20 protein-coding genes and 1 pseudogene are annotated in these 22,655 nt (G+C 63.9%); 15 read left to right on the forward strand and 6 right to left on the reverse strand.

Translation table 11 applies throughout. The features are described 5' to 3' along the window. Positions 1–43: 43 nt before the first annotated feature. Positions 44–1,225, reverse strand: coding sequence for an isovaleryl-CoA dehydrogenase (locus tag BC1002_RS21440; RefSeq protein ID WP_013092087.1), 1,182 nt, complete (start codon positions 1,223–1,225; stop codon positions 44–46). A 247-nt stretch (positions 1,226–1,472) separates the two neighbouring features. On the opposite strand from BC1002_RS21440, the gene BC1002_RS21445 reads away from it, so the two are divergent. The 3 genes from BC1002_RS21445 to BC1002_RS21455 all read left to right on the forward strand — a co-directional run bounded on the left by BC1002_RS21445 (position 1,473) and on the right by BC1002_RS21455 (position 4,531). Beyond that, a complete protein-coding gene (locus tag BC1002_RS21445) occupies positions 1,473–2,210 on the forward strand; it encodes a TetR/AcrR family transcriptional regulator (RefSeq protein ID WP_013092088.1) in 738 nt (245 codons plus the stop codon). 39 nt (positions 2,211–2,249) lie between these two features. Then, positions 2,250–3,173 (forward strand): DUF72 domain-containing protein, encoded by a 924-nt coding sequence (locus BC1002_RS21450; RefSeq protein ID WP_013092089.1) that lies wholly within the window; start codon positions 2,250–2,252, stop codon positions 3,171–3,173. Positions 3,174–3,412: 239 nt separating this feature from the next. Next, positions 3,413–4,531: a 3-deoxy-7-phosphoheptulonate synthase gene (locus BC1002_RS21455; RefSeq protein ID WP_013092090.1), complete on the forward strand. Its 1,119-nt coding sequence runs from the start codon at positions 3,413–3,415 to the stop codon at positions 4,529–4,531. A 245-nt stretch (positions 4,532–4,776) separates the two neighbouring features. On the opposite strand, the gene BC1002_RS21460 is transcribed toward BC1002_RS21455, so the two are convergent. Next, a complete protein-coding gene (locus tag BC1002_RS21460) occupies positions 4,777–5,055 on the reverse strand; it encodes an HU family DNA-binding protein (RefSeq protein ID WP_013092091.1) in 279 nt (92 codons plus the stop codon). 350 nt (positions 5,056–5,405) lie between these two features. Here BC1002_RS21460 and BC1002_RS21465 point away from each other — a divergent pair, with 350 nt between their 5' ends. Then, complete coding sequence (locus tag BC1002_RS21465) at positions 5,406–5,801, forward strand: hypothetical protein (protein WP_238538012.1); 396 nt, start codon at positions 5,406–5,408, stop codon at positions 5,799–5,801. 215 nt (positions 5,802–6,016) lie between these two features. Beyond that, a complete protein-coding gene (locus tag BC1002_RS21470; protein ID WP_013092093.1) occupies positions 6,017–7,990 on the forward strand; it encodes a putative bifunctional diguanylate cyclase/phosphodiesterase in 1,974 nt (657 codons plus the stop codon). A 27-nt stretch (positions 7,991–8,017) separates the two neighbouring features. Here the strand turns inward: BC1002_RS21470 and BC1002_RS21475 are convergent, their stop codons facing one another. Beyond that, on the reverse strand, positions 8,018–8,731 hold the full coding sequence (locus BC1002_RS21475) for a DUF899 family protein (protein WP_013092094.1): 714 nt from the start codon (positions 8,729–8,731) through the stop codon (positions 8,018–8,020). A 287-nt stretch (positions 8,732–9,018) separates the two neighbouring features. Here BC1002_RS21475 and BC1002_RS21480 point away from each other — a divergent pair, with 287 nt between their 5' ends. Both BC1002_RS21480 and BC1002_RS21485 read left to right on the forward strand, forming a co-directional pair. After that, the gene (locus BC1002_RS21480; RefSeq protein WP_013092095.1) at positions 9,019–9,966 is read left to right on the forward strand and encodes a LysR substrate-binding domain-containing protein; all 948 of its coding nucleotides are present in this window, start codon (positions 9,019–9,021) and stop codon (positions 9,964–9,966) included. 82 nt (positions 9,967–10,048) lie between these two features. Beyond that, complete coding sequence (locus BC1002_RS21485; RefSeq protein ID WP_013092096.1) at positions 10,049–11,329, forward strand: MFS transporter; 1,281 nt, start codon at positions 10,049–10,051, stop codon at positions 11,327–11,329. A 6-nt stretch (positions 11,330–11,335) separates the two neighbouring features. Here the strand turns inward: BC1002_RS21485 and BC1002_RS21490 are convergent, their stop codons facing one another. Then, a complete protein-coding gene (locus tag BC1002_RS21490; RefSeq protein WP_013092097.1) occupies positions 11,336–11,941 on the reverse strand; it encodes a peroxidase-related enzyme in 606 nt (201 codons plus the stop codon). 179 nt (positions 11,942–12,120) lie between these two features. Here BC1002_RS21490 and BC1002_RS21495 point away from each other — a divergent pair, with 179 nt between their 5' ends. From BC1002_RS21495 to BC1002_RS21530, 8 genes are all read left to right on the forward strand, one after another. After that, positions 12,121–12,537, forward strand: coding sequence for a cupin domain-containing protein (locus BC1002_RS21495; protein ID WP_013092098.1), 417 nt, complete (start codon positions 12,121–12,123; stop codon positions 12,535–12,537). 283 nt (positions 12,538–12,820) lie between these two features. Further along, the gene (locus BC1002_RS21500; RefSeq protein WP_013092099.1) at positions 12,821–13,840 is read left to right on the forward strand and encodes a VTT domain-containing protein; all 1,020 of its coding nucleotides are present in this window, start codon (positions 12,821–12,823) and stop codon (positions 13,838–13,840) included. A gap of 247 nt (positions 13,841–14,087) precedes the next feature. Then, positions 14,088–14,309, forward strand: a complete 222-nt coding sequence (locus BC1002_RS38995; RefSeq protein WP_026226309.1) for a hypothetical protein — start codon at positions 14,088–14,090, stop codon at positions 14,307–14,309. 307 nt (positions 14,310–14,616) lie between these two features. Next, on the forward strand, positions 14,617–15,384 hold the full coding sequence (locus BC1002_RS21510) for a gamma-glutamyl-gamma-aminobutyrate hydrolase family protein (protein ID WP_013092100.1): 768 nt from the start codon (positions 14,617–14,619) through the stop codon (positions 15,382–15,384). After that, positions 15,377–16,711 (forward strand): glutamine synthetase family protein, encoded by a 1,335-nt coding sequence (locus BC1002_RS21515; RefSeq protein WP_013092101.1) that lies wholly within the window; start codon positions 15,377–15,379, stop codon positions 16,709–16,711. The genes BC1002_RS21510 and BC1002_RS21515 overlap by 8 nt, the downstream gene beginning before the upstream one ends. 49 nt (positions 16,712–16,760) lie before the next feature. After that, complete coding sequence (locus BC1002_RS21520; RefSeq protein ID WP_013092102.1) at positions 16,761–18,218, forward strand: aspartate aminotransferase family protein; 1,458 nt, start codon at positions 16,761–16,763, stop codon at positions 18,216–18,218. A gap of 75 nt (positions 18,219–18,293) precedes the next feature. Next, the gene (locus BC1002_RS21525) at positions 18,294–19,028 is read left to right on the forward strand and encodes an alpha/beta fold hydrolase (protein ID WP_013092103.1); all 735 of its coding nucleotides are present in this window, start codon (positions 18,294–18,296) and stop codon (positions 19,026–19,028) included. Between the two features lie 112 nt (positions 19,029–19,140). Continuing rightward, positions 19,141–19,872, forward strand: coding sequence for a DUF2278 family protein (locus BC1002_RS21530; RefSeq protein ID WP_013092104.1), 732 nt, complete (start codon positions 19,141–19,143; stop codon positions 19,870–19,872). A gap of 47 nt (positions 19,873–19,919) precedes the next feature. Here BC1002_RS21530 and BC1002_RS21535 read toward each other — a convergent pair whose 3' ends face one another. Together BC1002_RS21535 and BC1002_RS21540 are read right to left on the reverse strand one after the other, a co-directional pair. Next, positions 19,920–21,338 carry an MFS transporter gene (locus BC1002_RS21535; protein ID WP_013092105.1) on the reverse strand — a complete coding sequence of 473 codons (1,419 nt, stop codon included), beginning with the start codon at positions 21,336–21,338 and terminating at the stop codon, positions 19,920–19,922. A 68-nt stretch (positions 21,339–21,406) separates the two neighbouring features. Beyond that, positions 21,407–22,626 (reverse strand): annotated as a pseudogene (locus tag BC1002_RS21540) (aldehyde dehydrogenase family protein). Between the last annotated feature and the right edge of the window lie 29 nt (positions 22,627–22,655).

Below are 22,655 nucleotides of genomic sequence, written 5' to 3' on the forward strand. Positions count from 1 at the left end.
TCTCCAGAGTGCCGTCTGTTGTTAGGGCTCACGCGCCCTTGCATCACAGCGTTTCGGCAAACAGCTCGCGGCCGATCAGCATGCGACGAATCTCGCTCGTGCCCGCGCCGATTTCATAGAGCTTCGCATCGCGCCACAGCCGCCCGACCGGATACTCGTTGATATAACCATTGCCGCCGAGAATCTGGATCGCCTCGCCGGCCATCCACGTGGCTTTCTCGGCCGTGTACAGGATCACGCCCGCGCAGTCCTTGCGGACCTGGCGCACGTGGTCGTTGCCGAGCGTGTCGAGTTGGCGGCCCACCGCGTACAGATATGCGCGGCATGCCTGCAGCGTCGTGTACAGATCGGCGACTTTGCCCTGGATCAGCTGGAACTCGCCGATCGACTGGCCGAACTGCTTGCGGTCGTGGATATACGGCACCACCGCGTCCATTACAGCGACCATGATGCCGGTCGGGCCGCCCGCGAGCACCGCGCGTTCGTAGTCGAGACCGCTCATCAGCACTTTGACGCCGCCGTTCAATGTCCCAAGGATGTTTTCCTCCGGCACCTCGACGTCCTGGAACACCAGCTCGCCGGTGTGCGAGCCGCGCATGCCGAGCTTGTCGAGCTTCTGCGCGACCGAGAAACCCTTCATGCCCTTCTCGACGATGAACGCGGTAATGCCGCGCGAATTCGCTTCGGGATCGGTCTTCGCATAGACGACCAGCGTGTCGCAATCCGGGCCGTTGGTGATCCACATCTTGGTGCCGTTCAGCACGTAGCGATCGCCCTTCTTCTCGGCGCGCAGCTTCATGCTGACCACGTCCGAGCCCGCGTTCGGCTCGCTCATCGCGAGCGCGCCGACGTGCTCGCCCGACACGAGCTTCGGCAGATACTTGCGCTTCTGCGCCTCGGTGCCGTTGCGATGAATCTGGTTCACGCACAGGTTCGAATGCGCGCCGTACGACAGGCCGACCGATGCCGACGCCCGCGAAATTTCCTCCATCGCGACCATGTGCGCGGTGTAACCCATGTTCGCGCCGCCGTACTCTTCGGAAACCGTCATGCCGAGCACGCCGAGGTCGCCGAACTTGCGCCACAGGTCCATCGGAAACTGATCGGTGCGATCGATTTCTCCCGCGCGCGGCGCGATTTCTTTCGCGGCGAACGACGCAATGCTGTCGCGCAGCATTTCGATCTCTTCGCCGAGCGGGAACTGCAAACCGGGCAGATTGGGCATTGCGGTGTCTCCTAAGTTCGTGGGCGGCCGCTGACGGAACACGACGCGGCGCGCGAAAACATGTCATGGCGCATTTCACGCCAGATTGACGTAAGCGTCAATAGGTATTTTTGAGCTTTACTCAGAAAATTGATAAAACCGCGTCAGCACGCCTATTCAGTGCTACGATCGCGCTTATCGGGCATCTACGCGGCCTTCGAACGCCGGTTTGCCCCCAATCTGCATCGAAAATCTGAATCTGACTCATATGACGGTTGTCGAGAAGGCCGGATTACCCGTCTCGCGTCGCCAGCCGGCCGGGCGCAAGTCGCAGCAGCGCGTGAAGGAGATCCTTCAGGCGGGGCGCGACGTGTTTTCCGAAAAGGGCTACGAACGCGCGACGACCGCGGAAATCGCACAGCGCCTCGGCATTTCCGAGGCGACGGTGTTCAGCTACTTTCGCGGCAAGCGCGAGTTGTGCGCCCGGGTTATCGGCGATTGGTACGACGAGATCATTGACGCGATCGAAGCGGGCCTGCCGCGCGACGGCGACGTGCGCCAGCAGTTCGCGTTCATCGTGCGCATGCATCTGCGGCTGATGCTCGTGAACGGTACCGACCTATGCGCACTCGTGCTGTCCGAAGGTCGCGCGCGCCATCACGAACTGAGCGAAGCGCTGACCGAATTGCAACGCCGCTACACCGCGCCGTTGATGCGCGTGCTCGCGCAGGGCCAGCAAAGCGGCGAGATTCGCGTCGACATGCCGCTGCGACTGTTGCGCTCGATGGTGTTCGGCCCGATGGAACACGTGCTGTGGGACGCGACGCTCGCGAACCGGCAGATCGATATCGAGGCCACCGCCGATCAGCTGATCGACGTGCTGTGGGCCGCGCTGACGCCCCCCGACCTCGCGCTTGGCGCGTTGCAGCGTTTTCGCGTGGAAGTGGCCGCAGCGAGCCGTCGTTTCGACGAAGCCAGCGCCGCGCGCCGCGAGAAAAGCGGCTAATCTACGAGCTTTCCCGCCGCAGCCTGAAGGAGAGCTCAAGTGCCCGCAGCGAAAAGCGCGAAGGAAAGCAGCAAGCGAAGCGACAAGCCTGACGAAGAACGCGGCGACAAGCCGCAAGCCGCAAAGAAAGCGCCAACGAAAAAATCAACCGAAGCGCCGTCGAAGTCCGCGTCCGCCGCACGCATTCGCATTGGCATCGGCGGCTGGACCTACGCGCCATGGCGCGGGCCGTTTTATCCGGAAGACCTCACGCAGAGCCGCGAACTCGAATATGCGAGCCGGCATCTGACGTCGATCGAAATCAACGGCACGTTCTATGGTTTGCAGAAACCGGCCAGCTACGAAAAGTGGTTTCAGGAAACCCCCGACGATTTCGTCTTCTCCCTGAAGGCGCCGCGTTACGCGACCAACCGCAAGGTGTTGGCCGATGCCGGCGACACGATCGAGCGCTTCTTCGCAAGCGGCGTGCTGTTGCTCAAACAGAAGCTCGGACCGGTCAACTGGCAGTTCGCGCCGACCAGGAAATTCGACGCCGACGATTTCGAGTCCTTTCTGAAGCTGCTGCCGGCGAGCATCGAAGGACAGAAGCTGCGGCATGCGGTCGAGGTTCGTCATGATTCGTTCAGGACGCCGGAGTTCATCGCGCTGGCGCGCAAGTACAAGGTCGCGGTGGTGCTCGCGGCCGACAGCGAGTATCCGCAGATCGCCGACATCACCGCGCCGTTCGTCTACGCGCGCATCATGGGCACGAGCGACAAGCAAGCCAAAGGCTATTCGACGAAAGAACTCGACGCATGGGCCGAACGCGCGCGCCAGCTCGCCGCGGGTAGCACGCCCGACGATCTGGAAACCTGCGCCGAGCCTCCCGCGAAAGCCGTCCCGCGTGACGTCTATCTGTATGTGATCAGCGGCTTCAAGGAGCGCAACCCGGCCGCCGCGATGGCGTTGATCAAGAAGCTCTGAATCCGCCAGCCGCCAAACCGGCGCGAGTGTCATAATCGCGCCAGCGCATCCGTGCGCGGTCGCGTCGGCGTCGCGTCAAGTCCGGCGCATGATCTTGCGTCGAACCTCGCCCGAGGTACGCAGCCAGCAGATCCGCACGGTCCACGTCACATCCACGCAGCGCCCGCGCGCCTTCGTCGCGGCGGCGCTCGCATAGTCAGGCGGCAAGACCGCCTCATCAACCGATTGCGGAGAACATCTTGAGCGCCCTCGACAATCCCCTGCACGATCAGGAAGTCGGCTCGGCCGACGCCACCCAGGACACCACGCGCATCGACGACGTGCGCATCGGCGCGGTCCGTCCGCTGATTTCGCCGGCGCTGCTGCAGGACGAACTGCCGGTGCCGCCCGCGGTGCAGACGCTGGTCGAGAAGACCCGCGTCGAAATCGCCGACATTCTGCATGGCCGCGATGACCGGCTCGTGCTGATCGTCGGCCCCTGTTCGATACATGACCACGACCAGGCAATCGAATACGCGCGCAAGCTGAAGGCCGCCGCCGATCACTACCGCGACGATCTGCTGATCGTGATGCGCGTGTACTTCGAGAAGCCGCGCACGACTGTGGGCTGGAAAGGCTATATCAACGATCCGCGCCTGGATGGCAGCTTTCGCATCAACGAAGGGCTGCGCCGCGCGCGGCAGTTGCTGCTCGACATCAACGGTCTGGGGCTTGCCACCGCGACCGAATTTCTCGATCTGCTGAGCCCGCAATACATCGCCGATCTGATCGCGTGGGGTGCGATCGGCGCGCGCACGACCGAGAGTCAGAGTCATCGTCAGCTCGCGTCGGGACTGAGTTGCCCGATCGGTTTCAAGAACGGCACCGACGGCGGCGTGCAGATCGCCGCTGACGCGATCGTCGCGGCGCGTGCGAGCCACGCGTTCATGGGCATTACGAAAATGGGCATGGCCGCGATCTTCGAAACACGCGGCAACGACGACGCGCACGTGATCCTGCGCGGCGGCAAGAAAGGACCGAACTACGACAGCGCGTCGGTGCAGGCGACCTGTGAAGCGCTGCGTTCAGCGGGTCTGCGTGAACAGGTGATGATCGACTGCTCGCATGCGAACTCGAACAAGTCGCATATGCGGCAGATCGAGGTCGCGGACGATATCGCGCGGCAACTGTCGGCGCGCGAAGGCCGCATCATCGGTGTGATGCTCGAAAGTCATCTGGAAGAAGGCCGTCAGGATCTGAAGGCCGGTGTGCCGTTGCGTTACGGCGTGTCCATCACGGATGCCTGTGTGAGCTGGGCGCAGACCGAACCGGTGCTCGCCACGCTCGCCGAGGCAACCCGCAAGCGTCGCGCGGGCTGACAGCACAACGCACGGACCGCGCGACCGCGGTTCGGCGACGACTCCACTCGCGACCCGATCAAGCCCGATCGAGGACGAGAACGCCAGGCCCCAACGGGCCAGGCACACGCGCCGCGCCAGCTGCCGGGCAGACCGCCAGGCGGGTTGGGCAGCGCGTGATCCTCACGCCTATCGCATCATTCACGCATGCGCCTCACAGGAAGCTGCAAAGCGCACCGCGAATGCTCCGGCGTGATGCGCGTTGCTTACGACGCGTTGACGGCTTCCTTGAACGCCTTGCCCGCGGTGAACTTCACCGTCTTGGCCGCGGCGATCTGGATTTCTTCGCCCGTCGACGGATTGCGGCCCACGCGTGCCGCGCGCGCGCCGGTCGAGAACGAACCGAAACCGACCAGTTGCACCGTATCGCCGCTCACCACGGCCTTGGTCACTGCCTCGACGATCGCGTCGATGGTCTGGCCGGTTGCCGCTTTGCTTTCGCCCGTCGCTGCGGCGACTGCATCAATCAGTTCCTGTTTGTTCATAGCACTTCCCGTATGGTAATCATGGAACCGGCGCCACTCTAAGGCGCCGGGACCGACACACTAACGCATAGGCGCACCTTCGCGCAAACCCTTGGTGTAAGGCTTGTATCAAGGCCGGAGCGCCGGTTTGACGATTTTCCGTCGCAAACTGCCATAAGAATCGCGGGCTTATGCGTGCGCGTCGAGTTATTAGCGTTCGCCGCGCATCACAATCCGTTGCAATTTCAGTACGTTAGGTCCCGTTACGCGAGCCCGCGCGGCCTCCCCGATGACGATAGCCCTTTTCGCGAAGCGCGGGCGCGCTATTTGCGAGCCACGTCATAAGAAAACTTTCGGCAAGACATAAAAGAGTGAGAATTCGCCACTTTGCAACATGCGCGCTGCTTGCCGCGTTGTCATCGGGAGCTGCCGCGGCCGGCGACAACGCGTGCGCGACCCTCGTCGGCGCAACCAATTCCAGTGCCGCGCAGGGCTTTTCGCTCCGCGATGGCGAACCGGTCGACTTCGTCGGCGGCGGAAAAACGGTGCACGGCAAGCTGCTCGTGTTCAGCGACGGCGACGTGTTGCGCGCGTACTGGCAGCCGGACGACAGCCCGGAAAAATACGTGCTCGCGAATGCGGGAGCCGACGCGGTCCGGCTCGTCTCGTCAGCGCCACGGGGCACGCCCGCACCAGCCGGCCAGCCCGGCACTCCCATGCGGCCGCAGCGGGTGCTGTCGTGCCCCAACCTTGAGCATTTGCAATAGCGAGCTTTCGTCGAGAGTCTCGCCACCGGCATCCGGCACAAACGTCTGCTTCCGGCGCCGCCAGGTAGTACTTACCGCGCGACGATTCGTAAGCATGCAGTCGGATCACAGACCCTCCGCTGTGATGCGCCTTTACCCGCCAAAACGCTCAAGTTAACCAGCTTCGCGCCGATATAAACAGCTGCGTTTAGCGCGCAAACGTTAAAAGGATGGTGATGGTCTGGCTCGCAAGATTGAAGAATGTACTGTCGGTCGCCGACCGTGACCGTGCGCTGATGCGTGCGCGGTTGCACGCGTTCAGCCGCCAGGTACCGCTTCTCTACTTCATCCTGCTCGTCAACACGGCGGCGGTCGCGGCGACGCATCTGGACAGCGCGCCGGCCTGGCTGTCGATGTATGTGCCCGGCGCGCTCGGCGCGCTGTGTGTGCTTCGCTGCGTGCGCTGGTGGCGCAAACGCAACCGGACGATGACGGACGCCCAGGTGGTCAGCGAATTGCGCAGCGTGACGTGGATCGTCGGCGTATTCGGCGTCGCGTTCAGCGGCTGGTCGCTGCTGTTGTTCCCGTACGGCGGTGCGTACCAGCAGGCGCAGGTCGCGTTCTATATGGCGACGACGCTGGTCGGCAGCATGTTCTGCCTGATCCACCTGCGCAAGGCCGCGCTTCTGCTGCTTTGCATCGTCATCCTGAGCTTCTTCGGGTTCCTCGTTTCCAGCGGCTCGCCGGTGTTCTTCGCGATGGCCGTCGACATGACGCTGGTCGGCGTCGCGCTCGCGGTGGTCATCCAGCTTTACTGCCGTACCTTTGCGGACGCGGTGCAAGCGCAACGCGAATTGCAGGCAAGCCAGCACAACACCCAACGGCTCAGCGACGACAACTACCGGCTCGCCAACATCGACAGTCTGACCGGCCTGCCGAACCGGCGCAGCTATTTCGCGGCGCTGAGCGCGATCCTGGAGCAGGCGCTCGAAACCGGCGGCGGCTTCAACGTCGGACTCATCGATCTGGACGGCTTCAAGCAGGTCAACGACATATATGGTCACGCGAGCGGCGACCTCGTGCTGCAGGAAGTCGGCACGCGGCTCGTGTCGATCAGCGAAACCGGCCTGATGTTCGCGCGTCTGGGCGGCGATGAATTCGGCGTGCTCGTGCGTCACAAGCTGTCGAACGAAGCGCTGGTCGAGTTGGGGCAGCGGATCTGCGACGCGCTCAGTCAGCCTTACCAGGTCGCCGACAATGTCGCGGAGCTGTCGGGCACGATCGGCTGGGCCGCATTTCCCGACGCGGGCTCGACGGTCGCGCAGGTGTTCGAACGCGCCGACGCCGCGCTCTATGTCGGCAAGGAAAACCGCCGCGGCATGCCGGTGATTTTCTCGACCGAGCACGAAACGCAGATGCGGCGCCTAAGCCTCGTCACGCAGGAGTTGCGTCACGCGGACCTCGAAGCGGAACTGTTCCTGGAGTTCCAGCCGATCTACGATCTGCTCACCCACCGGCCAATCGGCCTCGAAGCGCTCGGGCGATGGCACAACGCGCGGCTCGGCATGGTCAGGCCCGAGGAATTCATTCGGATCGCGGAGCGTACCGAGCTGATTCTCGGCATCACCGACGTGCTGCTGCGCCAGGCGCTCGCCGAAGTCGCACACTGGCCGGCCGATCTGTATCTGTCGTTCAACCTGTCCGCGATCGATATCTCGACGTCGGCGCGCGCCCGTCGCCTGATCGACATCGTCGCGGCAAGCGGCGTGTCGCCGCATCGCGTGACGTTCGAAATCACCGAAACCGCGTTGACGCGCGATTTCGCGCAGGCGCACAGCGCGATGACGATGCTCAAGCAGGCCGGCTGCAGGATGTCGCTCGACGATTTCGGCACCGGCTATTCGAGCCTCAGCTACGTGCACCGCTTGCCATTCGACGCGATCAAGATCGACCGCAGCTTCGTCTCCGACGTCGACACCAACAGCGCGTCGAAGAAGATCATCAAATCCGTGATCGACCTGTGCCGCAACCTCGGGCTCGAATGCGTGGTGGAAGGACTCGAAACGCCATTGCAGGCCCAGGTCGTGAAGGCGCTCGGCGCGCGCGCGGTGCAAGGCTATCTGTTCAGCCTGCCGATGCGGGCAAGCGCGGTCGGCACGTTTCTATGGACCGCGCTCGCGCAGAGCCACGCGGCGGAGACGCATTCCTAGCGCTCGATCGCTTCGCGGCAGTGCCGCTCAGTACGCCAGCTTCGGATACCAGTCGGTGCCGCGGCCGCCGGGGGTCATGTCGAGGATCGTCCATAGCGGCATCAAATCGGGCGCGCCGCGCGGGTCCTGCCCGGGGTCCGACGTCGATGGCCCCATCTCTTCGGCCCAGAAGTGCCGCACGACACCGCCCGTGCGCGTGAATACGTTGAGCGCGGGAACGTCGTCGGCGGCGGGATCTTCGGCTGCGTAATCGCGATTGAACGTGTTGCCGCCCGACGAATAGAGCCGCAGATGCCGCCAGCCGCGCTCCTGCTTGAACGCGACGAGCTTGTCGATCGGCGAGCGGCCGATCACCGCGAACGCGACGCGCTGCAGGATATCGGGCATTTCGCCGTCCCACGCGCTCAGCAGCGACGTGCACATCGGGCACGGCCGCTCGCGCTGCGGTCCGAACATCCAGTTGTAGGTCAAGAGCGTGTCGTGCGCGCCGAACATCTGCGATAGCGTGGCCGGGCCCGCTTCGCCGTCGAAACGGTAATCCTCCGGCACGATACCGCCCGCCGGCAACGCGCGGCGCTGCGCGGCGACGCGCTCGATCTGGCGGCGCAACTCGATCTCCTCGGCGAGCAATGCGTTGCGCGCGCGTCGATATTCGGGGCTCTCGCCGGGAAAGCGTTGAGGCAGGTCGGCCAGTTCGCGGGCCGGTTTCAGTGTGTGCATCGAAGTGTTTGCGTCGTTCATCAGCCATCTCCTTGTGAGAAGTCGTGCGAAAAACGGACGGAAAACGGGCGGCTGCCTGCGCTTTACCGCGCTTCCTATAAGCGACGACGAATGAGACCACGGAAAATCGACATGCCTTGCGATGATTTTTGAGCGGCAGCCTTTTTGCAGCGTTTTGCGGACGGTTCGACAACGCACTCGCGAGCGCCACCGCAAGGTATGCTTGCGCCAGACAGCACGCCCACTACACTCGCCAACACCACGCGGCACGCGCGCCACGCACGACGCGGCCGCCTTGGGGAACGCACATGCCGCTTCGTCTGCCACCCCTGCCCGCGCTCCGTTTTTTCGAAGCGGCCGGCAGGCATCAAAGTTTCAAGCTCGCCGCCGCCGAGTTGAACGTCACGCCGAGCGCGATCAGTCATGGCATCGTCGGACTCGAGGAAGCGCTCGGCGTCGAGCTGTTCGTGCGCGAGCCGCGCGGCATCTCGTTGACCGCGGTTGGCGCGGATTATCTGTCGTACGTCTCGGAGGCGTTTTCGCTGATCGCAATCGGCACGCAGCGTCTGCCCAATCAACGCGCGGATCGGTCGGTCACGCTCAGCTGCGCGCCGACCTTCGCGTCGCGCTGGCTGCTGCCGCGCCTCGCGGGATTTCGCGCGCGCTGGCCGAATATCAACGTGAGCGTGGATACATCGCGTCGCCAGGTCGGTTTTCCGGTCGACGGCTTCGACTTCGCGATCCGCATGAGCCGCGCGCCGGTCGCCGGCACCGCATGGACGCGACTGTTCGGCGAGCGTTTCGTGCCCGTGTGCAGCCCCGCTTACCTGGCGACGCTGCGCGACGAGCGCGGCGTCCCGAGCTTGCAATGCGCGACGCTGATTCACGTGAACGCCGCGAGTGAAGACTGGCAGATGTGGCTCGATGCAACCGGCACCGACGGCATCGACACGACGGGCGGCTTGCACGTCGACACGATCCAGCTCGCCTTCGAAGCAGCCAGCATGGGCCTCGGCGTCGCGCTCGGCCGCAAGCCGCTGGTCGACGGCGACCTGGCGAGCGGCGTGCTGGTCGAGGCTTGCGCGCCCACCATCGCATCCACCACCGCCTACTGGCTGGTCAGCACGGAGAACGCGGACAGCGCGATCCGGCGGCCCGAGCTCGCCGATTTCCGGCGCTGGCTCGTCGACGAGGCGGCGGCCTTCGACGCGCATGCCGACGCGGCCGCGGACGGCGACCTGGCAGCGCACAGGTGAGCCACGCTCACCTGTCGTCGAAATCTTTTCCTTTGCCGGCCACGCGGCGGGCTGCGACGATGGTGGCCAAGGAGAAGCCGCCATGTCGACCACCCACAGCAAGCAACCCACCCCGGCCCTCGCTCCGGCGACGACCGTCACCACGACGGTCGTGATCGTCGCCGCTGCGCTGATCCTGAGCGCCGCGATGGGCATTCGCCAGACCTTCGGCCTGTTCATCGGCCCGTTCTCGTTCGACCGCGGTCTGCCGGTCACGCTGATCGCCTTCGCGATCGCGCTGCACAACCTGGTGTGGGGCTTCGCGCAGCCGTTCGCTGGTGCGGCCGCGGATCGCTATGGCTCGGCGCCGGTGGTCGCGTTCGGTGCTTCGACGTTCGCGGCCGGCCTCGGGCTGTCCGCGGTCGCGCCGAGCGGCGCGCTGCTGGTGATCGGCATGGGGCTGCTGGTCGGCATCGGCGTCAGTTGCACGACCTTCGGCGTCGTGTTGCCGGCGGTCGGCCGCATGGCGTCGCCGGAGAAGCGCAGCGTCGCGATGGGCCTCGTCAGCGCCGGCGGCTCCGCCGGACAGGTGCTGATGGTGCCGCTCGTGCAAGGCATCCGGCTGCACGCGGGCATCGCGACCTCGCTATTCGTGCTCGCCTTCGTGATGCTGCTGATCGCGCCGCTCGGCATCGTGCTCGACCGTCGCGCGCAGATCCATGCGGCAGGACAGGCCCGGATCGACGACGCACCCGAGACTTCGCTGCGCGAGGTTCTGTCACAAGCGACGCGCCATCGCGGCTACCGCCTGCTGACGCTCGGCTTCTTCACCTGCGGCTTCCAGCTCGCGTTCATCGCGACGCATCTGCCCGCGTATCTGACGCTGTGTCATATGCCGATCGGGCTGGGCGCCACCGCGCTCGCGCTGATCGGTCTATTCAACATGGCGGGCAGTTGGGCTTGCGGTTGGCTCGGCGGCCGGTTCCGCCAGCACCATGTGCTCGGCTGGCTTTATCTGATTCGCAGCGCGACGATCGCCGCATTCTTCGCGCTGCCGAAAAGCGCGGTGTCCGTGGTGATTTTCGCGGCCGTGATGGGCCTGACATGGCTCGGTACCGTGCCGCTGACGAGCGGGCTCGTCGCCAAGGTGTTCGGCACGCGTCACCTCGGCAGCCTGTTCGGCTTGTGCTTTCTGAGCCATCAGATCGGCTCGTTTCTCGGCGCGTGGCTCGGAGGCCTCGTGTTCGATCTGACGGGCTCGTACTCGCTGATCTGGGTCGCGACGGTCGCGGCGGGATTGATCGCGGCACTGCTGCATTTCCCGATCGACGACAGGGCGGTGACGACACCCGCGCGGCGTTCACCGCGTCCCGCTCAGGCTTGATGCAGATTACTTCTTCGGCGCATCCGCCGCGGCTTTCGGCACACGCCCCATCAAATAGAACTCGTCGTTCGGACGCATCGAGATCACGTTCGCCATCCGGTTCGATAGCCCGAAAAACGCGGTGATTGCCGCGATGTCCCAGATGTCTTCATCGGTGAAGCCGTGGCCGCGCAGCGTCTGGAAGTCCTCTTCGTCGACCGTGCCCGACGCGCGGCACACCTTCAGCGCGAAATCGAGCATCGCCTTCTGGCGCTCGGTGAGGTCGGCCTTGCGATGATTGACCGCGACCTGGTCGGCGAGCAGCGGCGCCTTCTCGTAGATGCGCAGAAGCGCGCCGTGCGCGACCACACAGTAAAGACAATCGTTGACCGCGCTCGTCGCGACCACGATCATCTCGCGCTCGCCTTTCGTGAGACCGCCCTCTTTCAGCATCAACGCATCGTGATAAGCGAAGAACGCGCGAAATTCGTCGGGCCGATGCGCGAGCGTCAGAAACACGTTCGGCACGAAACCCGCCTTCTGCTGCACTTCAAGAATGCGGGCGCTGATGTCTTCGGGCCACTCGCTCGGCTCCGGGACCGGGTAGCGGCTGATGGGCTGAAGCGTGGCCATGCGCTGTCTCCGTGATCTTTGTCTGGGGTATGCCAACCATTGTAGCAACGCGTTTTCGCGATCGCCCGCGCTTCACCAGGTCCGCTCGATCACGTCCGATATCGCCGCCCGCATCGTCCTAGACTTTCAGTTCGGCATGCGTGAAGCCGCCCCGCACGGCGGCGACGAAAGGAGCAACCATGTCAAACCTGACGCACGACGCGCGGGCCACTGTGATCAAGGTGCGCCCGGAACGGGAAATGGCGACGATGCAGCGGCTGCCTTATTTCGTCGGCATTTCGGCGCGCACCGCGGGCACCACCAGCCTGTCGATGTATATGGTCGTGGTCCCGCCTGGCGGCCATGCGGAGCCGCACTATCACGCCGACTACGAAACCGCGATCTATATGCTCGAAGGCAGAATCGAGACGCGCTATGGCCCGGGCTTGCGTGAATCGGTCATCACCGGGCCGGGCGACTTTTTGTTCATTCCGCCGGGCGTGCCGCATCAGCCGTTCAATCTCGACGCGAACGCCGCGGCGCGCGCGATCGTCGCGCGCAATCAGGCGAACGAGCATGAGCGCGTGGTGCCCTATGATCCGTCTGTAGATGCGTAAGGCGACAGGCCTCTTTCCGTACCACCTCGCCTGAAGCGACGCGAATCCCGCTGCCCAGTCCGTGTTGATCGACTTGCCGCGCGGCGCATGCAGCCTTAATGGCGCGGTGGGTCTCGCCCTTCCCCGCGCCCTTTCGTCGCTCGCGCGCCACTTCGTCGGCGCACTTTCATAACGCCGTCTCGCCACCTGTGCTTAAATCCGTCTTTCGCGTCGCTAGAGGCTTGTATCGGCCTCGGCCGGACGATGTCTTTTTCCCTTTCTTTGCCTTATCAGGAGCGCGGTTGTGTGGCATTTCCCGGTCGCTATTCCACCGTCTGCGGGCGTGTGGGCCGTCTTCATGAGCGTGCTCGTCACGCAGCTCGGCATGCCGATTCCGGCCGCGCCGATGCTGATTCTCGCTGGAACGATGGCCGCGGTGGGCGAAGCCTCGTACCTGAACATGATCTGCGCGGCGGTCAGTGCGACGCTGATCGCCGACTCGCTATGGTTTTTCACCGGACGCGCGTATGGGCGCCGCCTGCTCAATTACCTCGTGCGCTTCTCGCTGTCGCTGGACACCACGGTGCGCGTCGCGCGCAATACCTATGAGCGCCATGGCGCGCCGATTCTGACGGTCGCGAAGTTCCTGCCCGGTCTCGGCCTGATTTCCGCGCCGCTGCTCGGCACGACCGCGATCGGCGTCGGCATATTCTTGTTGTGGGACATGGTCGGTGCGACGCTGTGGGCGAGCGTCTGGATCATCGGCGGCGCCGCCTTGCACGATGAGATCGTCCAATTGATGCTGTTCGTGCGGCACAACGGCGGCACGATCTTCGATACGTTCGCGGTGATCTTCGCGGCGGTTCTGCTGTATCGCTGGCTGCGCCGTTTGCAGTTTCGCCGCTGGCTCGCGCATGCACGCATTTCGCCCGATCAGCTCGACGCGATGATGAAGTCGAACGAACCACCGCTGATTCTCGACGCGCGCCCGCACACCGTGCGCGAAAAGGAATCGCATCGCATTGCCGGCGCACGGCCGCTCGATCTCGAGTCGCCCGATCCGATTCATCCGGAGTATCTGAAGCGGCCGATCGTCGTCTATTGCGTGTGTCCGAACGAAGCGACCGCGAAGCGCATCGTCAGGCAATTGCATCGCAAGAACATTCATCATGTGCGCGCGCTGAAGGGCGGACTCGATGCGTGGGAAAAGCGCGGTTATCCGGTCGAGCCACTGCCACCCGACTTCAATACGGCGATGGCGCACATGCTCGAAGACAAGGGCAACGAAGGCGAATACACGGTGCGCGCGCGTCTCGCGGAGTGAACCAACAGTCGACAAAGCAGACGGCATCACGCTCGATGCCGTTTTGTCAAAAAACAAAAATAAATTGACGGCATTCTTAGCTCGTATATCCTAGCTATCGGGAGATCGCGTGCGCGGCGCTGCGAATTAAGCTATTACCGTTTAGTACCGTTTCTTCTCGATCGACCCGTGTCCTGTTTCTTCAATATCCGCTGTGGATTCGAAACAGGCCGTTCAATACCCTCAACTACGCCAGTCGAGTGTCATCGTGAGAGTCCGAGGCCCTTTGGTGAATTGGAATCGCAGTCAGGCGCGTTGTACTTGCGCTGACGGCGCCAGCGCCGACGGCAGCAACGGCAGCCTTGCGTTTCGCCGCTTTCTGTCCGTCATCACAGTCCTGTCGCGTCGTTCCGTTCGACGCCGCAACGTCCTCTCCGCACGCGCGTTCATCGCAGTGCGCACAGACGAGGTCGCTTCGCTGCTGCCGTAGCGCCTCTCTTCTTTAGTCTCTTTTCGCTGCTCGATTCATCCGTTTGCACGCGTTTTCGCGAGCTTTCTGCTTGCGTCCGCGCGGCGCTGACTGATTGCCGCGCATCGCGACGGATTCGATCGAACCGCTTTTAATCTGATTAGCGCTGCGCGTTATTGCGCGGATTCGCTTTGGCGTCGACTCGCCTTCGCGATTTCCATATCCTCGCGCGCTATTTAACGCCGCTCGCCTCGTGGGCGGCGTGGGATCGACACGCCTATTCGTTATGCGAAACCAACCCATAGTAGGAATCACCGCCGATAGAACGATGCTCGGCGCTCATCCATCGCACGTGGCCGGTGAAAAGTACATCGCCGCGATCGTCGAGGGCTCGCGCGCGCTCGCGATGCTGGTGCCGGCTTTCGGCGAACGTCAGAGCAGCGACGATGTGCTCGCCGCCGTCGACGGTTTGCTGTTCACCGGCAGCTATTCGAACGTCGAGCCGTGCCGTTACGGCGGCGCTTCGAGCGAGCCCGACACATTGCACGACCCCGCGCGCGATGCAACCACGTTGCCGCTGATCCGCGCGGCAGTTGCGGCGGGCGTACCGGTTCTCGCCATCTGCCGCGGCTTGCAGGAAATGAACGTGGCATTCGGCGGCACCTTGCATCAAAGCGCTCATTCGGTCAGTGGACTGAACGATCATCGCGAGAACAAGGACGACTCGCTCGACATGCAATACGCCACATCGCATTCGATCGTGCTGACGCGCGGCGGCATGCTACAGCGCCTCGCGGACGGCGCCCACGAAGCGCGGGTAAATTCATTGCACGCTCAGGGCATTGCGCGACTCGGCGTAGGCCTCGACGTCGAAGCCCTCGCGGCGGACGGCCTGATCGAAGCCATCAGCGTCAGCCACGCCCGCACATTCGCGCTCGGCGTCCAATGGCATCCGGAATGGAGACATGCGGACGATGCGTTATCGACCGCGATGTTCCGCGCCTTCGGCGACGCGTGTCGCCAGCGCATGAATACACGAAACCCTGCACGCATGCCCCCGGTCGCGGATCAAAACAGAGAGAACAATCATGCATGACATCGACGATTTCCTGAAAAAGCATCACGTCACCGAAATCGAAGCAATCATTCCGGATATGGCCGGCATCGCGCGCGGCAAGATCATTCCGCGCAGCAAGTTCGAATCGGGCGAATCGATGCGTCTACCGCAGGCGGTGATGATTCAGACAGTGACCGGCGACTATCCGCAAAGCGATTCGCTGACCGGAGTCACCGATCCCGACATGGTGTGCGTACCCGACGCGAGCACGATCCGGATGATTCCGTGGGCAGTCGATCCGACCGCGCAGGTGATTCATGATTGCGTTCATTTCGACGGCACGCCGGTCGAAATCTCGCCGCGCTGCGTGTTGCGCCGCGTGCTCGATCTATACAAGGCGCGTGGCTGGAAACCCGTGATCGCGCCAGAGCTCGAGTTCTATTTAGTCGATATGAACCGCGACCCCGACCTGCCGCTGCAACCGCCGGTCGGACGTACAGGCCGCGCGGAAACCGGACGCCAGGCGTATTCGATCGAGGCGGTCAACGAGTTCGATCCGTTGTTCGAAGACATCTACGAGTACTGCGACGTGCAGGAACTCGAAGTCGATACGCTGATACACGAAGTGGGCGCCGCGCAGATGGAAATCAACTTCATGCATGGCGATCCGCTCAAACTCGCGGACAGCGTGTTTCTATTCAAGCGCACCGTGCGCGAAGCGGCGTTGCGCCACAAGATGTACGCGACCTTCATGGCCAAGCCGATGGAAGGCGAACCGGGCTCGGCCATGCACATGCATCAGAGCCTCGTCGATATGGAAACCGGCCGCAACCTGTTCACCGCCGCCGACGGCGAACCGACATCGCTTTTCACCAGCTATATCGCCGGCTTGCAGAAATACACGCCGGCGCTGATGCCGATCTTCGCGCCGTACATCAATTCGTACCGGCGTCTGTCGCGTTTCATGGCCGCGCCGATCAACGTCGCGTGGGGTTACGACAATCGCACGGTCGGTTTCCGGATTCCGCATTCGACGCCGGTCGCGCGCCGCATCGAGAACCGTATTCCGGGTGTCGATTGCAATCCGTATCTGGCGATTGCCGCGACCTTGGCCGCGGGTTATCTGGGCATCACGCAGCGGCTCGCCGCAACCGAACCGCTGGCGAGCGACGGCTATGCATTGCCCTACCAATTACCGCGCAATCTCGAAGAAGGCCTGACGTTGATGAGTGCATGCGAGCCGATTGCCGAAGTACTCGGCGAGCAGTTCGTCCGCGCGTATCTCGCGTTGAAAGAGACCGAATACGAAGCGTTTTTCCGTGTGATCAGTTCGTGGGAACGCAGGCATTTGCTGCTGCACGTGTGAGTGCCGCGGGCCAATCGGTCGATCAGAACCTTGAAAAGACGGAGGCAGTATGAGCTATAAGACCGAAGACTTGATGTATGCGGAGAACGAAACGCCCGAACGTGGCGGCACGATAGACGCGCCGACCTCGCAAGCCACATCGCGAAGCACCGCCGAATACCGCGCGCTGGATGCCGCGCATCACATCCACCCGTTCTCGGATATGGGCTCGCTCAACCGCGCGGGTTCTCGCGTGATCGTCAAGGCGCAAGGGGTGTACCTGTGGGATTCGGACGGCAACAAGATCATCGACGGCATGGCCGGACTGTGGTGCGTGAACGTCGGCTACGGACGCCATGAACTCGCCGACGCCGCCTTCCGGCAGATGCAGGAACTGCCGTACTACAACACGTTCTTCAAGACGACGCATCCGCCGGTGATCGAACTGTCGGCCCTGCTCGCCGAGCTAACGCCCGCGCCATTCAATCACTTCTTTTACTGCAACAGCGGCTCGGAAGGCAACGACACCGTGCTGCGCATCGTCCATCAATACTGGGCGACGCAACGCCAGCCAGCGAAGAAGTTCGTCATCGCACGCAAGAACGCTTATCACGGGTCGACGATCGCGGGCGGTACGCTCGGCGGCATGGCTTATATGCATGAGCAGATGCCGTCGAAAGTCGAGAACATCGTGCATATCGATCAGCCCTATTTCTTCGGCGAAGCAGCAAGCGATCAGACGCCGGAAGAATTCGCGCTGGCTCGCGCGCGTCAGCTCGAAGCGAAGATTCTCGAACTCGGAGCGGACAATGTCGCCGCATTTATCGGTGAGCCTTTCCAGGGAGCGGGCGGCGTGATCTTTCCGGCCGATACTTATTGGCCGGAGGTCGAGCGCATTTGCCGGAAGTACGACGTGCTGCTCGTCGCGGACGAAGTGATCGGCGGCTTCGGCCGAACCGGCGAATGGTTCGCGCATCAGCACTTCGGCTTCGAGCCGGACCTGATCACGCTCGCGAAGGGACTAACGAGCGGTTACGTGCCGATGGGAGCGGTGGGTCTGCATGATCGCATCGCCCGCGCACTTATCGACAACGGCGACTTCAATCATGGCCTGACCTACTCCGGGCATCCGGTCGCGGCGGCCGTCGCGCTTGCCAATCTGAAACTGCTACGCGACGGGAAGATCGTCGAGCGCGTCAAAGCGGATACCGGTCCGTACTTTCAGAAAAGACTGCGTGAGACGTTCGCCGCTCATCCTATCGTTGGCGAGATCAGCGGCGTGGGCCTCGTGGCGGGAGTGCAACTCGCCGAGGTGCCACTCGAGCGCAAGCGCTTTGCGAATGGGGGCGATGTCGGTGCGCTGTGCCGCGACTTCTGCTTCAACGGCAATCTGATCATGCGCGCGAGCGGCGACCGGATGTTGCTGTCGCCGCCTCTCGTGATCAGCCGGCCGGAAATCGACGAAATCGTCTCGAAGGCAAAAGCAGCGATCGATGCGACCGCGCGGCGGATGGGCATGCTATGGTAAGGCGGACGAATGACCACTCGACGATGGCGTCGTATCGAGTGTCATTTCTCCGTTCAACGCATCACAGGACCACCCATGACCCACCAAATCGTTTTGCTCCCTGGACTGCTTTGCGACGACGCAGTGTGGGCCGATCAGCGCGGCGCGCTTGGCGCGATCGGCGACTGCTTCGTGCCCGACTACGGCATGCGCGACTCGCTCGGCGCGATGGCCGAGTTAGTGCTCGAGTCGGTTTCGGGAGACCGCCTGCTGGTCGCGGGTCATTCGATGGGAGGACGGGTCGCGCTAGAAGTGTTCCGGCGCGCACCGGCGCGCGTCGCCGGTCTCGCATTGCTCGACACCGGTTGCGCTCCGCGCGCTGCTGGCGAGGCCGGCGAAAGCGAGCGCGCGCAGCGGTTGAGGCTGCTCGAACTCGCGCGCGCGAAAGGCATGCGCGCGATGGGCAATGAGTGGGCGCCCGGCATGGTCAATGCCGACCGCCACGATTCCGCCGTCTACGAGGCGGTGCTCGACATGATCGAGCGAAGCACGCCAGATAAATTCGCGGCGCAGATCCGTGCGTTGCTCGATCGTCCCGATGCGACGGCGCTGCTTCACGACATCGCGTGCCCGACGATGATCGTGTGCGGACGCGATGATAAATGGAGTCCGCTGGCGCGTCATGAGGAGATGCACGCGCAGATTCGCGGCTCGGAGCTTCGCGTGATCGAACGAAGCGGTCACATGTGCACGATGGAGCGACCCGACGATGTGACCGAAGTGCTGGTCGAATGGGCTCGGTGGGCAGCCGGGTCCGAAACGGCTCGTTGATCTGTTTGCCGTTCGCCGCGCGGTCGGCACGATCCTGTCTATCGACGATTGGCACCGTATGCCTGGATGCGAATCGCTTTCCGTTCATCAACTTCGACAAGGTCATTCAGTCATGAACGAATACTGCATGTTCAAGGGAAAACTGCTGCGCGCGGCGCCTTTCAAGGATTCGTACGTGGGCAGTCCGCACTATGTGATTACGGTGACTGGCAACGACAACACGCCATTCAATATCGTCGTCAATTCGGCATCGACGCAACCGGGCGCAAGCGGTAACGACGACGTGTACTTCTATGCCGATCTGAACTTCGCCGATCCACTCACCGCGAAACTGCAGGCCCTGAACCTCGGCCTCTACACCAGCGGCTTTCCGCGGCTCGATTACTTCCAGGACAGCAGCCTGCTCGACATTCACCGCATGCGGCCGGTCCCCTACGAGGATCAAAACGGCAATCGCGCCGACGTCAACGACATCATCGACGAAATCCTGACCATCGACGAAAGCAAGCCGTCGCAAAGCCTGCCTTACGACAACGGCAGCGGTCAGTTGCATAAACGCGATTTCTGGACACCGACGACCGCAGGTATCGTCGTCTATGGGTTCGGCTTTCTGTTTCTGCCGAAGAAGGACGGTCTTCACGAAACCCACATGAATCAGGGCAATCCGCGCGGCCCGCATTACGACGAAAACGGCGCGTTCCAGGACGGCGCGGTGATCGTGCAGCGCGCCGACGGATTCGCCGCGATTTTTACCGCGTTTCAGACGCAATATTTGCCGACCAACGCGGCCGGCGATCCGGCCGCGAATGCGGTGGCGTTGCCTGTTTATATTCAACGAGGTTGATAGCGTCGCTACGTACGCCGGGGCATCGCGACGGACCTTCGCATCGGTCAGCGCGCGGTCGCGGCGCCTCGTCGTGGAATATGCCGCTGCACCACCGCCAGCGCGATCAGCACGACGATCATCGCAATACCGAGCATCAGCAGATAGCCCGCTGCGCCGCCGGCCGTGATCACCGCGGCGCCCGCGAACGCGCTCAGAATCGCGCCGACGCGGCCGAACGCGAGTGCCGACGCAGTGCCCGTTGCACGCACACTGGTCGGGTAGACGTAGGCGCACAGCGCGTACATCGTCGATTGCACCGCATTGACGAACAGCCCGTGCAAGCCGAGACCGACGATCATCAGCGCCGTATGCTGCGTCGCGCTGACACCGAGCAGCATCCATGCGCTCGCGACGCCGCCCGCGCAGCACAGCAGCAGCGGCCAGAGCGAGCCGTAGCGCCCGATCGCCAGCGCGCACAGCACCGCGCCGATTACGCCGCCGAGGTTGTATGCGCTCAGGCCATAGCCCGCGAGCGACACGCTCAAACCCTCGCTCGTCAGCATCGACGGCAGCCAGCTGAATGCCGCGTACACAGCGAGCAGGCACATGAAGAACGCGCCCCAGATTGCAAGGGTGTCGCGCGAACGGCCATCGCGGAACAGCGCAGTGAAGCCAACGTGTTTCTCAGCGCTTTGTTCGCGCACGTCGGTAAAGCTCGCATCGGCGGGCACGTCGCGCGCCATGCGCCGCAGCAGCTTCGCGAGTTCGGTCCAGCGATGCGGACGGCGCGCCATAAAACGCGGCGATTCCGGCAGCGCGGCGACGAGGACGATGCCGAGCACGAGCGGCAGCACCCCACCCGCGACGAACAGACCGCGCCAGCCATAAACGGGCAGCACCTGCCCGGCGAACAACCCCGCGACCATGCCACCGAGCGGCACGCACAGAATGGTCGCCGTCACCGCGAGGGTGCGAAAACGCGCGGGCGTGAATTCGGCGGTCAGCGTCGTCGACGTCGGCAGCGCGCCGCCGATGCCGAGCCCCGCGATAAAGCGCAGTGCCGCAATGGCCGCGACGTTCGGCGCCAGACTGATCGCGCAGGTCGCGAGGCCGAACACGAACACGCTGCCGATCACGGCCCAGCGGCGGCCGAAGCGATCGGCGAACAGCCCCGCGAACGCACTGCCGATGCCCATGCCGATCAGCCCCGACGCGACCACCGGCGCAAACGCATTGCGCGTGATGCCCCACTCCTTGATCAGCATCGGAATCGCGAAGCCGATCAGCTGGCTGTCGAAACCGTCGACGACGATCGACAGCGCCGCCAGCACCACCGCGATTTTCTGCAGCAACGTGTAGGGGCCGTCGTCGAGCGCATGACCGATGTCGACCGTGTTGCCGCCGCGCGCGATGCCGGCGAGCGCCACGTCGTCGCGCGCGGTCGAGGTCGAGGGTGCGGCCGAAGCCGGAGGAACGTAATTCATCGACATGTCTCCGTTGTTTGCGCTGCGCGCGCGTTGTTCGATTTTTTTGTTGTCGGCAGTTAGAACGGCTAGTGACGCGGCGTCGTTTGCAGCGTGACCCAGCGCAGATCGGTGAACTCCGCGATCCCCGCCTTGCCGCCGAAGCGGCCGAAGCCACTCGCCTTCACGCCGCCGAACGGCATCTGCGCTTCGTCGTGCACGGTCGGACCGTTCACGTGACAAATGCCCGACTCGATGCGCTTCGCGACGTTCAGCGCGCGCGCCGCATCGCGGCTGAACACCGCCGCCGACAGGCCGTACTCGTTGTCGTTCGCGCACGCTATCGCGGCTTCTTCGCCGCGCACGCGCACGATCGGCTTGACCGGCCCAAACGATTCGTCGTGATAGATGCGCATGTTCGCCGTCACGCGATCGAGCAGCGTCGCGGGCATCAATGTGGTCTCGCTCTCGCCGCCGCACACGAGCGTCGCGCCTTTGGCGAGCGCGTCGCCGATCAGCGCATTGCAGCGCTCGACGGTGCTCATGTCGACCACCGAGCCGAGCACGACCGGCCCCTTGCGCGGATCGCCGAGCGGCAACGCGCGCCCACGCGCGGCGAGCCCGTGAAGTTCACGCGGCGCACGGCCGGGTGTTCGATCATCGCATCGACGATGGGCGCGGCGTCGGCCGGCGCATTGGTCACGAAGTTCACGGTGCCGCGCGGCAGACCCGCCTGCTGCATCGCCTCGATGATCAGGCCGTGCGTGGCCGGGCAGATCTCCGAGCCCTTCAGCACGACCGTGTTGCCGCATGCGAGCGGCAACACGGTCGCGCGCACCGCCAGAATCACCGGCGCATTCCACGGCGCGATGCCGAGCACGACGCCCGCGGGCTGGCGCACGCCCATCGCGAGACTGCCGGGCACGTCGGACGAAATCAGTTCGCCGGCGATCTGCGTGGTCAGCGCGGCCGCTTCGATCAGCCCGGCCGCCGCGAGATGCACGTTGAGGCCGGCCCAGATGCCCGACGCGCCGGTTTCGGCGGCCATGGCGGCGGCGAACGCGTCGGCCTTCGCTTCGAGCGCGTGCGCGGCCTTCGTCAGCAACGCGCGGCGCTCGCCGGGTCCGAGCGCGGACCACACCGGAGAGGCGGCCGCGGCGGCATCGACGGCGGCGACGGCATCTTCGACGGTCGCGGCCGGTGCGCGCGTCGCGGCTTCGCCGTCGAGCGGATTGCGGCGCTCGAGCGTCGCGCCGTTGCGCGCCTGGACCTGTTCGCCGCCGATCAGCATCGATACGGTTTTCGTCATGTGTTTGTCTCCTTGTTCGTGAACGGGAA

The sequence above is a fragment of the Paraburkholderia atlantica genome, assembly GCF_000092885.1.
GTDB classification, from domain to species: domain Bacteria; phylum Pseudomonadota; class Gammaproteobacteria; order Burkholderiales; family Burkholderiaceae; genus Paraburkholderia; species Paraburkholderia atlantica.